10 protein-coding genes are annotated in these 13,427 nt (G+C 33.9%); 7 read left to right on the top strand and 3 right to left on the bottom strand.

Annotated elements, in window-relative coordinates; genetic code table 11:
* Positions 1-227: 227 nt before the first annotated feature.
* Positions 228-380 (bottom strand): SsrA-binding protein, encoded by a 153-nt coding sequence (locus FGF67_RS12695; RefSeq protein WP_139698133.1) that lies wholly within the window; start codon positions 378-380, stop codon positions 228-230.
* 560 nt (positions 381-940) lie between these two features.
* Between FGF67_RS12695 and FGF67_RS12700 the strand changes: the two genes are divergently transcribed.
* Complete coding sequence (locus FGF67_RS12700; protein ID WP_139698134.1) at positions 941-1,492, top strand: lipid-binding SYLF domain-containing protein; 552 nt, start codon at positions 941-943, stop codon at positions 1,490-1,492.
* A 176-nt stretch (positions 1,493-1,668) separates the two neighbouring features.
* Complete coding sequence (locus FGF67_RS12705; protein ID WP_139698135.1) at positions 1,669-2,610, top strand: calcium/sodium antiporter; 942 nt, start codon at positions 1,669-1,671, stop codon at positions 2,608-2,610.
* Positions 2,611-2,705: 95 nt separating this feature from the next.
* On the opposite strand, the gene FGF67_RS12710 is transcribed toward FGF67_RS12705, so the two are convergent.
* Complete coding sequence (locus tag FGF67_RS12710; protein ID WP_139698136.1) at positions 2,706-3,728, bottom strand: glutamine synthetase beta-grasp domain-containing protein; 1,023 nt, start codon at positions 3,726-3,728, stop codon at positions 2,706-2,708.
* A gap of 266 nt (positions 3,729-3,994) precedes the next feature.
* Here FGF67_RS12710 and FGF67_RS12715 point away from each other — a divergent pair, with 266 nt between their 5' ends.
* The 4 genes from FGF67_RS12715 (at position 3,995) to FGF67_RS12730 (ending at position 11,225) form a co-directional block, all read left to right on the top strand.
* A complete protein-coding gene (locus FGF67_RS12715) occupies positions 3,995-6,181 on the top strand; it encodes a glutamine synthetase III family protein (protein WP_139698137.1) in 2,187 nt (728 codons plus the stop codon).
* Positions 6,182-6,261: 80 nt separating this feature from the next.
* Positions 6,262-7,440 carry an AIR synthase related protein gene (locus FGF67_RS12720; protein ID WP_139698138.1) on the top strand — a complete coding sequence of 393 codons (1,179 nt, stop codon included), beginning with the start codon at positions 6,262-6,264 and terminating at the stop codon, positions 7,438-7,440.
* Positions 7,441-7,516: 76 nt separating this feature from the next.
* Positions 7,517-8,479 carry a DUF3078 domain-containing protein gene (locus FGF67_RS12725; RefSeq protein WP_139698139.1) on the top strand — a complete coding sequence of 321 codons (963 nt, stop codon included), beginning with the start codon at positions 7,517-7,519 and terminating at the stop codon, positions 8,477-8,479.
* Between the two features lie 190 nt (positions 8,480-8,669).
* Complete coding sequence (locus FGF67_RS12730; RefSeq protein WP_139698140.1) at positions 8,670-11,225, top strand: adenosylcobalamin-dependent ribonucleoside-diphosphate reductase; 2,556 nt, start codon at positions 8,670-8,672, stop codon at positions 11,223-11,225.
* A gap of 38 nt (positions 11,226-11,263) precedes the next feature.
* On the opposite strand, the gene FGF67_RS12735 is transcribed toward FGF67_RS12730, so the two are convergent.
* Positions 11,264-11,947: an ATP-binding cassette domain-containing protein gene (locus FGF67_RS12735; protein ID WP_139698141.1), complete on the bottom strand. Its 684-nt coding sequence runs from the start codon at positions 11,945-11,947 to the stop codon at positions 11,264-11,266.
* 402 nt (positions 11,948-12,349) lie between these two features.
* On the opposite strand from FGF67_RS12735, the gene prfA reads away from it, so the two are divergent.
* Positions 12,350-13,426 (top strand): peptide chain release factor 1, encoded by a 1,077-nt coding sequence (gene prfA / locus FGF67_RS12740; protein WP_139698142.1) that lies wholly within the window; start codon positions 12,350-12,352, stop codon positions 13,424-13,426.
* The last annotated feature ends 1 nt before the right edge of the window (position 13,427 follow it).

Here is a 13,427-nt window from a genome sequence, read left to right on the forward strand (position 1 = left end):
ATATCGGTTTCTCAAGTGGTAAAACCATTACTGCCATTTTTGCTAATCATGGTATTGGTACTCCTTTTAATAACCTATATCCCTGAAATTTCTATGTATTTACCAAATTTGTTTGGGCTTTAAGAACAGCCTATTAAAATATAGCGATAGAAGAGTAGTTTTTTGCTCTAAAGCACACGTGGCATAAGTGGATATAATAATTCTAAAAACTTTTTTAAAGAAGTATTTTAGTCTAGGGCATTTCTAGTCACATACCAACGCCAACCAATAATTGCTAATTGAAATTTAGTAGCCTTTGAAAGATCCAACTTTTTTTTAGAATAGCTGGGTAAAATAGCTTTATTAATTTTAGCCAAAACGTTAAAAACTTGCTTTTTCATAGAACAAAAATAGTAAAACTTATTCTAGACTAAGTTTTACATTCTTCTGATTAAATAATTGAAAGTATAAAGAGTATAAATTCAACTAAAAGTTTGGCAAGTATGATCATTAGTTTTGGTTTTAAGGGTTAATAAATAGATGTTGTTTGCTCAATGAGTTTTCAATATATATTTTAGAGTATATTATCTCCAAACGTTTTGATAAAAATTGATGAAATTGAATACTAATGTGTAAGTGAAAAAACAAATTACGTTTCGATATTTTATATTGTATCTTTGAATTTGTTTTTAATTGAAACTTATTTTTGTTTTTTAATTGTTTTTTGAAATAATTCAAGAGGGTTTTATGCCTGCTTTTTATAAACCAAGGAGGATTTTGCTATTAAAATCATGGTTTTCTTACATTTCGTTTTTTTGGAACAGAATTATTACCGTTAAATGTATTGAGTTTTGCTCCGTTATTATTAATATAAAAATGCTTTATTTTAATGTTTTTGTTTTTGTTAGAAATAAGTAACTTGTTGGCAAAAACAAGGTTGTTAAATATAATTTTTTAGGGTATGGAATTTAAAGTCTTAAAAGGTAGTCAATTACTTATTTTGGTGTTTGTGTTCACATTTGTGGGTTCTGCTATCTCTCAAGTTGGTGGTTGGAAACCAGAATTAGAAAATGATGCAAATAATGCATTGTCTGAAATGATAAGCAATAGTCCTAAATTAAATACATTTAAGGAAAAAGCTTATGGATATGTTGTATTTCCAAAGGTAACAAAAGCCGGGTTAGGTATTGGCGGGGCAGCAGGTTCTGGAATGGTTTATCTTAGTCATGAACCTGTGGGGATTTCAAAATTAAAGCAAGCATCTTTTGGCTTGCAAGCCGGAGGTCAGCAATACAGTGAAGTTATATTCTTTGAAAACAAAGAAGCTTTTGACCGTTTTACAAGTGGTAAGTTAAAATTTGATGCGCAAGCTTCAGCGGTGGCTATAACGGCAGGAGCTTCTGTTGATGTCGCCTATCAAAATGGCGTTGCTGTTTTTACACATACATTAGGCGGTTTAATGTATGAAGCTTCTATTGGCGGACAACACTTTTCATATAAACCAAAGAAGTAATCATAGTAAACCTGAGCTATAAGTTTAAGTGCATTCAAGCTAAAACAAAATCTGATTATAAGGATGGGAGGTTGCTTGATGATTAATAGGTTGAAGTATAAGTAGTCTTTAAGTAAAATGTCAATTCAAGTTGATTATAACGTTTTACTTTCAGTTATATTCGCAAAAAAAAGTTTATGAGTATACTTTGGGTTGTATTAGGTTTTATTTTATTAGTTGTTGGCGGTGAGTATTTGGTAAGGTCTTCAGTAGCCCTTTCTTTTAAGTTCAACGTTTCGAAGATGGTTATAGGTATGACGGTTGTTTCTTTTGCAACGTCTGCTCCAGAGCTTTTAGTGAGTTTACAAGCTGCTCTAACAGGTTCTCCAGCTATAGCGATTAATAATGTAGTAGGATCTAATATCGCCAATATAGGTTTAGTTTTAGGGGTTACGGCTATGATTGGATTCATTACTGTTGATAGATCTTTCTATAGGTTGAACTGGCCAGCAATGATGTTGTTTTCCATGTTACTCTATTATTTTTTGAAGAATGATAATAAACTATCAACCATTGAAGGAGGTATTTTATTTGCGGGTTTGCTCGTTTTTTTAATCGTTTTGATGAAAAGTGCAAAAAAGGAAGTGGTTGTTGAAGAAGTAGATGAGGCTTTAGCTATAGTGTCTAACTTTAAAATAATTTTATGGATGCTCATTGGGGCAACGGCACTTTACTTTGGTAGTGAGTGGTTAGTTGATGGGGCAAAAACTATTGCGCGTTCATTGGGTGTAAGTGAATCTGTAATAGGGGTTTCTCTCATTGCTATAGGAACCAGTGTGCCAGAAATGGCAGCTTCGGTAATAGCGGCCGCTAGAAAAGAGAAAGCCATTTCTTTGGGAAATTTGATAGGCTCTAATATTTTTAATATCGGTTCAGTTTTAGGTTTAACAGCTTTAGTAAAACCGATTCCTGTAACAGAGACTTCTATATTAACTGTGGATGTTGTTTGGATGCTTGCTTATGCAGCTCTTTTATTGCCGCTTATATTCTTGCCTAAAAGCATGCAAATAAGCAGGTGGAAAGGTTTTGTGTTAGTAATAGGTTACGGCGTTTTTATGTTTTTATTATTTACTTCGTAAATATGAAAGTAGAATTAATTGGTAAAAGTAAATAAATAAAAAACTCACATTGTTAAATGTGAGTTTTTTATTATGAACAAAACTAGCGTTATATATTAAACGTTTGCAGATTTAACCGTTTTAATAATTCTAGCCGCAATTTTATAAGGGTCACCGTTTGAAGCTGGTCTTCTATCTTCAAGCCATCCTTTGTACCCTTTTTCAACAGTGATAATAGGAATACGAATTGATGCACCACGGTCAGAAACTCCATAAGAGAAATCAGTAATAGCAGCGGTTTCGTGTAACCCTGTTAAACGTTGGTCGTTAAACTCACCGTAAACAGCAATGTGCTCATCAACTACAGGACGGAAAGCTTCACATATTTTTTCATAAATCTCTTTAGAACCACAAGTTCTTAAAGTATTGTTAGAGAAGTTGGCATGCATGCCAGAACCATTCCAGTCCATATCTTTACCTAATGGTTTTGGGTGGTAATCAATGTAGTATCCGTATTTTTCTGTTAAACGGTCTAATAAATATCTAGCAACCCAAATTTCGTCACCAGCTTTTTTAGCACCTTTAGCAAATAATTGGAATTCCCATTGTCCACAAGCAACCTCTTGGTTGATTCCTTCAAAATTTAATCCAGCAGCAATACATAAATCAGCATGCTCTTCAACTAAATCTCTACCGTGTGTGTTTTTTCCACCTACTGAACAGTAATACATACCTTGAGGAGCTGGATAACCACCAACAGGGAATCCTAAAGGTAGTTGTGTTGCAGTATCCATGATAAAATATTCTTGCTCAAAACCAAACCAGAAATCATCATCCTCATCATCAATGGTAGCTCTACCGTTAGAAACGTGAGGCGTTCCATCTGCATTCATAACTTCAGTCATTACTAAATAACCATTAACACGCTCTGGGTCAGGGTAAATAGCAACAGGAACTAATAAACAGTCAGAAGAACCTCCTTCAGCTTGTCTTGTTGAAGATCCGTCAAAAGACCAATTTCCAATTTCTTCTAATGTTCCTTGGAAGTTTTCATGCTCCTCTACTTTGGTTTTACTTCTCATATTCTGAGTTGGGAAATACCCATCTAACCAAATGTATTCTAATTTAATTTTTGCCATAATAAATATTTTATGATTGTAATATTGATAATAATGACACAAATATAAATTTTTATATAAATACTCTATATATTTAGGGGGTGTTTTCCTAAACATCAAACTTATTTTTATTTATACCCTATTTTTTTTGGGTATAATTAAAAAATAATTGGTTTTTTTATTTAAAAACTGAAAAAATGTTAACAATAAATTTTTGAGTTGTAAGGCTTATTTGATGAAGCTGATTATTTTTGCTTTTCAATTCATTTTCAATTCATTTTTAAAGAATGGCTACATTAAGATTACATGCTATTAAAAAGTCTCTTGATTCAAAACCAGTCGTTTTTGAGGAACATGAGCGCCGATCAGTTTTGTTTGGAAAAAATGTGTTTAATGAAAACACAATGCGTCAATATTTAACCAAAGATGCCTTTTTAGGGGTGATGGATGCCGTTCGGTATGGTAAAAAAATAGACAGAGCCATTGCAGATCAAGTCGCTTCTTCAATGAAAGATTGGGCTCTATCTAAAGGTGTGACCCACTACACACATTGGTTTCAACCCTTAACAGGTGCTACGGCCGAGAAGCATGATGCGTTCTTTGAAACGGTTGGAGAAGGCAATTCTATTGAAAAGTTTGGAGGCTCGCAATTGGTACAGCAAGAGCCTGATGCGTCTAGTTTTCCAAGTGGAGGTATTCGGAATACCTTCGAGGCTAGAGGTTATACAGCGTGGGATCCTACTTCGCCAGCTTTTATTTATGATACTACGCTGTGCATACCTACCATCTTTGTGGCTTATACCGGAGAGGCTTTAGATTATAAAACACCGCTTTTAAGAGCGTTACACGCTGTTGATGATGCGGCTACAGCGGTTTGTAAATATTTTGATAAGAATGTTAAAAAAGTTGTTTCCTCTTTGGGGTGGGAGCAGGAATATTTTTTGATAGACAAGCGGTTAGCAACTAGCCGCCCCGATATTATGTTAACGGGACGAACTTTATTAGGACATTCGTCAGCCAAAGGACAGCAACTCGATGATCATTATTTTGGATCGATTCCTAAAAGAGCATTAAATTTCATGAAAGAGTTGGAAACCGAATGTATGCTTTTAGGGATTCCATTGAAGACAAGACATAATGAAGTGGCTCCTAATCAATTTGAATTGGCTCCTATTTTTGAAGAGGCCAATCTGGCTGTAGATCATAATGCTTTATTAATGGATATTATGGGGCGGGTGGCTTCAAAACATAATTTTAAGGTACTGCTTCATGAAAAACCATTTGCAGGAGTGAATGGCTCGGGAAAACACAATAACTGGTCGCTGTCTACAGATACGGGTGTAAATCTTCTAGCTCCAGGAAAAACACCAATGAGTAGCCTTCAATTTCTTACATTTTTTATTAATACTATAAAGGCGGTACACGAACATGAAGCATTGTTAAGAGCTGCTATTGCGTCTGCTAGTAATGATCATAGATTAGGAGCCAACGAAGCGCCGCCGGCAATAATTTCTGTGTTTATAGGAGAGCAATTAACGCGAGTTTTAGAGGAGTTAGAAGGGGTGACTAAAGGGAAATTGTCGCCTAAAGAGAAAACAGAACTCAAGTTAAATGTGGTGGGTAAAATTCCAGACGTACTTTTAGATAATACAGATAGGAATAGAACGTCACCTTTTGCATTTACGGGAAATAAATTTGAGTTTAGGGCAGTAGGATCAATGGCAAATTGCGGAAATCCCATGACAGTGTTAAATACCATTGTGGCAAAGCAGTTGAAAGATTTTAAGAAAGAAGTTGATACGTTAATAGATAAGAAAGATTTAAAGAAAGATGAAGCGGTATTTAATGTGCTAAGAGAATATATAAAGTCAACAAAGCCTATTCTTTTTGAAGGTAATGGCTATGATGCTGCCTGGGAAGCTGAAGCGAAAAAAAGAGGGTTAAGTAACAATAAAACCACTCCTGAGGCTTTAAAAGCTAGAATATCTAAGGCTTCAATAGCTTTGTTTGAAGAAATGGGGGTAATGAGTGCTATTGAAACTAAAGCGCGTTATGAAATTGAAATTGAAGCTTATATTTTGCATATTCAAATTGAGAGTCGCGTCTTGGCTGATGTGGCAAGAAATCATATAGTGCCAACGGCTGTAAAGTATCAAAATATTCTGATTGAAAATGTAAGAGGCTTGAAAGAGATTTTTGAAAATAACTACAAAACGGTTTCTAAAGAACAAATTAATTTAATTGAGCAAATATCAAGTCATATTGAAGGTATTAATGCTAATGTGACTAAAATGATTGAAGCCAGAAAACATGCCAATCAAATGGATAACATAGAAAAGAAGGCAGAGTATTATTGTAACCATGTAAAGTCACTTTTTGATGATATTAGATATCATTGCGATAAATTAGAATTGCTTGTTGATGATGAAATTTGGCCCTTAACAAAGTATAGAGAGTTATTATTTACAAGATAGTTTATAACTTATAAAATCCTGCTTGAAAAAGGCAGGATTTTTTAATTCAAAAAAGTAAATTTGCACCACAATATAACATTATGAGTCAAGAAGTTTCAAAAAGGTATGCCCAACGTGGTGTTTCGGCATCAAAAGAAGATGTGCACAATGCAATAAAAAATATTGATAAAGGCTTATTTCCTAAAGCGTTTTGTAAAATAGTGCCCGACTATCTTACAGATGATGAGGATTATTGCTTAATTATGCATGCAGATGGGGCTGGAACAAAATCATCATTGGCTTACATGTACTGGAAAGAAACAGGTGATCTTTCAGTGTGGAAGGGTATTGCGCAAGACGCCTTAATCATGAATATTGATGATTTGTTATGTGTTGGTGCTACAGATAATATTATGTTGTCTTCAACTATTGGTAGAAACAAGAATGTAATTCCAGGAGAGGTTATTTCTGCTATCATTAATGGTACAGAAGAGCTTTTAAAAGATTTGAAATTGTTTGGCGTTACCATTTATTCTACCGGGGGTGAAACTGCTGATGTTGGTGATTTGGTTAGAACCATTATTGTGGATTCTACAGTGACCGCTAGAATGAAGCGAAGCGATGTTATAGATAATGCAAATATTCAAGCTGGAGATGTAATTGTGGGCTTAGAAAGTTTTGGTCAAGCAAGTTATGAGAAAGACTATAACGGCGGTATGGGGAGTAATGGTTTAACTTCTGCTAGGCATGATGTGTTTAGTAAGTATTTAGCTGAAAAATATCCTGAAAGTTTTGATGCTTCTGTTCCTGAAGACTTGGTGTATTCGGGTGGGGTACGATTAACAGATGCTGTGGCAAATGCGCCAATTGACGCAGGTAAACTGGTGTTATCACCAACAAGAACCTATGCACCTATCATAAAAAAGATTTTATCGAAATATAACAGAGCTAACATTCATGGTATGGTGCACTGCTCAGGTGGTGCTCAAACTAAAATTCTTCATTTTGTTGATCAGTTTCATATTGTGAAAGATAATATGTTCTCAATTCCACCTTTATTCAAATTGATTCAAGAGCAATCAAAAACAGATTGGAAAGAAATGTATCAAGTGTTTAATTGTGGACACCGAATGGAATTGTACGTTTCTCCTGATGTGGCTGAAAATATAATAGAGATTTCTAAATCGTTTAATGTTGATGCTAAAATTATAGGAAGAGTTGAAGCTTCAAAAACTAAAAAGCTTACAATAAAATCAGAATACGGTGAGTTTACATATTAATATTTGCATTTTTGTTGAAATGGAATAATTTTTGATAACAAATGTACTTTGTTAAATTAACCTTTTGTTTTTGTATATGAGAATACTCCTTTTTCTTGTGGTTTGCATGGTATTTAATAATGCTTATACACAACCTAATTGGTTGTTTTTAAGGGAAAAGGAGAAGGTATATGAAGGGCCGCAGTGGAAACAAGTTAACAAGGCTTCTTTAGATTTAAATCAATCTTCATTTGTAAACTGGAATGCTGGGGGTACCAATTCTATCTCTGGGCTTGTAGATGGCAAGTCTATGCTAAATTACAAGGATAAGTTTTATGTTTGGAACAATGATATTCATATGCGGTATGGTATCAATGCACAACAGGATAGAGAAACAAGAAAAACAGATGATTTAATAGAATTGAATTCTAATATTGGGTATCGATCAGATTCAAAGTCTAATTGGTACTACATGGCTCGAATGAATTTTAGAACCCAATTTACAAATGGGTATAAATACCCAAATACTGAAAATCCTATCTCTAAATTTATGGCACCTGGTTATGTGTTTTTTGGGGGAGGAATAGAGTATGGTAAGGATATTCAAGAGTTGTCGTTCTATTTTTCACCACTTACCTTAAAAGGCACATTTGTGTTAGATGAAAATTTGGCTAATTCGGGGTCTTTTGGGGTAACTCCTGCTGTTTATGATGATGAGGGAAATCTGATAACGCCAGGTGAGCGATTTAGAAAAGAATTTGGGGTGTTGTTAACCAATGCTTATGAAATGGATCTGGCTCAAAACATTAATGTAAAACATCAAATTAGTTTGTATTCTGATTATCTTAATAAATTTGGAAATATAGACCTAGATTGGCGTTTAGATTTTGCGTTTAAAGTAAATAGTTTTATGAGGGCTACTTTAGGGTCTCATATGCGTTATGATGATGATGTAAAAACAAAAGTTCCTTCAGAGGAAAATCCAGGCGAATTTGATGAAAGAGGCGCTAAATTACAGTGGAAACAGTTTCTTGGTATTGGTGTGGCTTTTGATTTTTAATAATTAATATTCAAGTTTTCTTAGAATTATTTGTTAACTTTTTCTTGTTGATAAATTTTTAACTTATTGTATAGCAGTGTTTTAGGTTGTTTTTGTGGTGAACTTTATGATTTTTGTCATATTTTTAATTGTACATTTGTACTTCCTTTATAGTTAATTAATCTAATCTGCTAAAACCTAGAAATCATCAATGAAGACAAAACTCACTGAAAGTAATCAAAAAGTTTACACACAAGAAGAAGCTTTTGAAGCCTCTTTAAAATACTTTAATAATGACGATTTAGCGGCCCGTGTTTGGCTAAATAAATATGCGCTTAAAGATTCTGATGGGAATATTTATGAAATATCTCCAGATGATATGCATAGACGTATTGCTAAAGAAATTGCTTCGGTTGAGGCAAAATATGCCAACCCAATGTCTGAAGATGATGTTTATAATTTAATTAAAAACTTCAAGTATATCGTTCCTCAAGGAAGCCCAATGGCTGGTATTGGTAATCCGTTTCAAATAGCGTCTTTGTCTAATTGTTTTGTTATAGGTAATAATGGTGAGTCTGATTCCTATGGTGGCATCATGAAAATAGATCAAGAGCAAGTACAACTTATGAAACGTCGTGGTGGTGTGGGGCATGATTTATCCCATATCAGACCAAAAGGGTCTGCCGTAAAGAATTCGGCGTTAACCTCTACAGGTATTGTACCTTTTATGGAACGTTATTCTAATTCAACTAGAGAGGTTGCTCAAGATGGAAGACGAGGGGCTTTAATGTTATCAGTATCTATAAATCATCCAGATTCTGAAGATTTTATTGATGCCAAATTAGAACAAGGAAAGGTTACTGGTGCTAATGTATCGGTGAGGATAGATGATGCCTTTATGAAAGCTGTAAAAAATGGAACAGATTATACCCAAAAGTATCCTATTTTTAGTGAGCATCCTAAAGTGTCAAAATTGGTTGATGCCAACAGTATTTGGAAAAAAATTGTGCACAATGCATGGAAATCTGCTGAACCTGGTATTTTATTTTGGGATACTATTATTAATGAGTCGGTTCCAGATTGTTATGCCGATTTGGGGTATAAAACAGTTTCAACAAATCCATGTGGTGAAATTCCCTTATGCCCTTATGATTCATGTAGGTTACTAGCTATTAATTTATTTTCCTATGTAGAAAATCCATTTACTTCTAAAGCGACGTTTAATTTTGAGCTTTTCAGAGAGCATGTAGCTGCAGCACAACGTATTATGGATGATATTATTGATTTAGAATTACAGAAAATTGATAATATTATGAAAAAGATTGATGCTGACCCTGAATTAGATGAAGTAAAAGCTACAGAACGTAATTTATGGTTAAATATTAGAAAAAAGGCTGAAGAAGGCCGAAGAACAGGTGTAGGCATCACAGCCGAAGGTGATATGTTGGCTGCTTTAGGGATTCAATATGGTAGTGAAGCGGGTAATGCCTTTTCTCTTGAAGTACATAAAACAATTGCTATTGAAGCGTATCGAGCTTCGGTACACTTGGCAAAAGAACGTGGGGCATTCGCTATTTTTGATGCTGAACGTGAAAAGAATAATCCATTTATTCTAAGACTGAAAGAAGCAGATAGTAAGTTGTACTATGAAATGTTAGAGTATGGACGACGTAATATAGCATTGCTAACCATTGCACCAACAGGAACTACAAGTTTAATGACACAAACTACTTCGGGTATTGAGCCTGTTTTTATGCCTGTATATAAAAGAAGACGAAAGGTAAATCCAAATGATAAAGAGGTTCGAGTAGATTTTGTGGACGAAGTTGGAGATTCTTGGGAGGAATATGTAGTATTTCATCATCGTTTTAAACAATGGATGGAGGTAAAAGGTATAGATACAGATAAGAATTATTCGCAAGATGAAATTAATGACCTTATAAAAAAATCACCTTATTATGGAGCAACTTCAAATGATGTTGATTGGTTGAGTAAAGTGAGCATGCAAGGCGCTATTCAAAAATGGGTAGATCATTCTATTAGTGTGACTATTAATTTACCTAGTGATGTGTCTGAAGATTTGGTAGGTGAATTGTATTTAAAAGCTTGGGAAGTAGGTTGTAAAGGGGTTACTGTTTATAGAGACGGATCGCGTTCTGGAGTATTAATATCAAATGAAGAAAAGAAGGAAGAACAAAATGATACTACATTAACAGCATTTCCAACAAAACGTCCGCAAGTGCTGGAGGCTGATGTGGTGCGTTTTCAAAACAATAAAGAAAAATGGATTGCTTTTATAGGGTTAATTGATGACCAGCCTTATGAGGTGTTTACTGGTTTAGCTGATGATGAAGATGGTATTTTAATTCCTAGGTGGGTTACGGAAGGACTCATCATCAAGAATAAAGATGAAGAAGGCAATACGCGTTATGATTTTCAATACAAAAATACTAGAGGATACAAAACAACCATTGAAGGCTTGTCTCATAAGTTTAATCCAGAGTTTTGGAACTATGCTAAGCTTATTTCAAGTACGTTGCGTCATGGTATGCCTATTGATAAAATTGTTGATTTAATTAATAGTTTACAGTTAGATAGCGCATCTATTAATACTTGGAAGAATGGGGTAGGTCGTGCTTTAAAGCGCTATGTAGCTGATGGTACAAAGGCTAAAGGACAACAATGTGATAATTGTAAATCTGAAAATTTAATTTATCAAGAAGGATGCTTAACCTGCAAAGATTGTGGATCTTCAAAATGTGGTTAATCTTAAGGTAAACCCATTTGTGAAAAAAGGAAGTCTTTTTAGACTTCCTTTTTTACTATGTTACTTAACGAACTATGACTTAAGTATTGATATGTTTCAAGGAGTTTTAAGTCGGTAACCAATTTACTATGCCCATTTTTTAAAAGGTAAATGTTTTCAGAAATAGCAATAATATGTTCATACATATGATCTGTAATTATAATTGCTTTTCTATGTTTTTCAACTTGAATTATAGCTTTTATGGTTTCAACGTATAAGGGTGATAAATGAGAAAAGGGTTCGTCCAATAGTATTATTCTTCTATCACTTTTTAATACGATGAAGATTTCTACTAAACGTTGCTCTCCCCCAGATAAATGATTAAATCTAGTGTTTTTTCGTTCCTTGAAATCCTTAAAATAAGCAATGAAATCGTACCAATTCACATTAAATAAATTAAATACCGTACTTAGTTTGTAGGTCTTTGGTATGAAATGATGTTGTGGAAGGTAACTAACAAGATTTGTTTTGTATAATGCTTTTACAATGGGTTTGTTATTTATTCTAACAAGTTTATACTTGGGTTTTAAACTTCCAAAAATAATATTCATCAAACAGCTTTTTCCACAGCCGTTACTACCTAAAATACCCGTTATTTTTCCAGTTTCACCTTTTATATAGATACCATTCAGAATACTTTTTTCTTTAAAGTATAATTCAATATTGTCTATTTCTAGTGTCATGAAAATGCATTAAAAATTATTAAAAAGGGTGTTGATAATATGGTGTCAATTAAGAATATGGACAAAAACAATTTTAGAGGCGAGAGACCAAGATTTTCATAAAAGATAAGTTGCTTCTTTCCTTCTACTTGATTAAATACATAGCATACGAATGTCATCAATATTAGTTTTATAAAAAGGATAATTAAAATAGGTGTTTTAGCAAATGGAAGAAACACATTTATACCAATGGACCAGAGAATAAAAGATTTGTAAAAAATAAATATGGCTAGAAACTTTTGCATCTAAGACTAATATAAGATTTTATCTTTTAAATTATGTTTCTTTTACATATTAGGGTAGAGAGAAACTACAAAAAAATCATAAATTATCGTATTTTTGGTTCCCAATTAAAAAAGGCAGATGTTAGAGAAATTACAAATTGTAAAGCAACGTTTTGATGAGGTGAGTGATTTAATCATTCAACCTGATATTATTTCCGATCAAAAGCGTTATGTTGAGCTAAATAGAGAGTATAAAGACTTACGTATTCTTATGGATAAACGTGAGCAATATATAGAGTTAACCAATAATTTGGCAGAAGCCGAAGAAATCATATCTGATGGTAGTGATGCTGAAATGGTTGAAATGGCTAAAATGCAATATGAGGAGGCTAAAGAGGGAATACCTAAATTAGAGGAAGAAATAAAAGTGCTACTTATACCTAAAGATCCTGAAGATGCTAAGAATGCGGTGGTTGAATTACGTGCAGGTACTGGAGGTGATGAAGCAAGTATTTTTGCTGGCGATTTATTTAGAATGTACACTAAGTATTGTGAAAGTAAAGGGTGGCGTGTTGATACGGTAGATTTTAGTGAAGGTACTAATGGCGGTTTTAAAGAAATTCAATTTGAAGTTTCTGGGGAAGACGTTTATGGAACCTTAAAGTTTGAAGCTGGGGTACATCGTGTACAACGTGTGCCACAAACAGAAACACAAGGTCGTGTTCATACAAGTGCTGCTACCGTGATGGTTTTTCCAGAAGCCGAAGAGTTTGATGTAGAGATTGATCCTAAAGAGGTAAGAATTGATTATTTCTGTTCCTCAGGACCAGGCGGACAGTCGGTAAATACTACTTATTCTGCGGTGCGTTTAACGCACATCCCAACAGGGTTGGTTGCGCAATGTCAAGATCAAAAGTCACAGCATAAAAATAAAGAGAAAGCCTTTAAAGTGTTACGCTCAAGATTATACGATTTAGAACTCGCTAAAAAGCAAGAAGAAGATGCTGCAAAACGTGGTAGTATGGTGTCTTCAGGTGACAGAAGTGCAAAAATTAGAACCTATAACTATCCACAAGGTCGTGTAACAGACCATAGAATAGGCTTAACTCTCTATGATTTGCAAAACATTGTAAACGGAGATATTCAAAAAATAATTGATGAATTACAGCTAGCTGAAAATACTGAAAAGTTAAAGGCTAGTAGTGATGAAATTTAAC

The organism is Allotamlana fucoidanivorans (assembly GCF_006265225.1).
In the GTDB taxonomy this organism is placed as follows: Bacteria; Bacteroidota; Bacteroidia; order Flavobacteriales; family Flavobacteriaceae; genus Allotamlana; species Allotamlana fucoidanivorans.

Excerpts from the sequence above, each read along its gene's own strand:
- FGF67_RS12725 (WP_139698139.1), top strand. The coding sequence starts at position 7,517 with ATGAGAATACTCCTTTTTCTTGTGGTTTGCATGGTATTTAATAATGCT.
- FGF67_RS12720 (WP_139698138.1), top strand. The coding sequence starts at position 6,262 with ATGAGTCAAGAAGTTTCAAAAAGGTATGCCCAACGTGGTGTTTCGGCA.
- FGF67_RS12705 (WP_139698135.1), top strand. The coding sequence starts at position 1,669 with ATGAGTATACTTTGGGTTGTATTAGGTTTTATTTTATTAGTTGTTGGC.
- prfA (WP_139698142.1), top strand. The coding sequence starts at position 12,350 with ATGTTAGAGAAATTACAAATTGTAAAGCAACGTTTTGATGAGGTGAGT.
- FGF67_RS12715 (WP_139698137.1), top strand. The coding sequence starts at position 3,995 with ATGGCTACATTAAGATTACATGCTATTAAAAAGTCTCTTGATTCAAAA.
- FGF67_RS12695 (WP_139698133.1), bottom strand. The coding sequence starts at position 380 with ATGAAAAAGCAAGTTTTTAACGTTTTGGCTAAAATTAATAAAGCTATT.
- FGF67_RS12730 (WP_139698140.1), top strand. The coding sequence starts at position 8,670 with ATGAAGACAAAACTCACTGAAAGTAATCAAAAAGTTTACACACAAGAA.
- FGF67_RS12710 (WP_139698136.1), bottom strand. The coding sequence starts at position 3,728 with ATGGCAAAAATTAAATTAGAATACATTTGGTTAGATGGGTATTTCCCA.
- FGF67_RS12735 (WP_139698141.1), bottom strand. The coding sequence starts at position 11,947 with ATGACACTAGAAATAGACAATATTGAATTATACTTTAAAGAAAAAAGT.
- FGF67_RS12700 (WP_139698134.1), top strand. The coding sequence starts at position 941 with ATGGAATTTAAAGTCTTAAAAGGTAGTCAATTACTTATTTTGGTGTTT.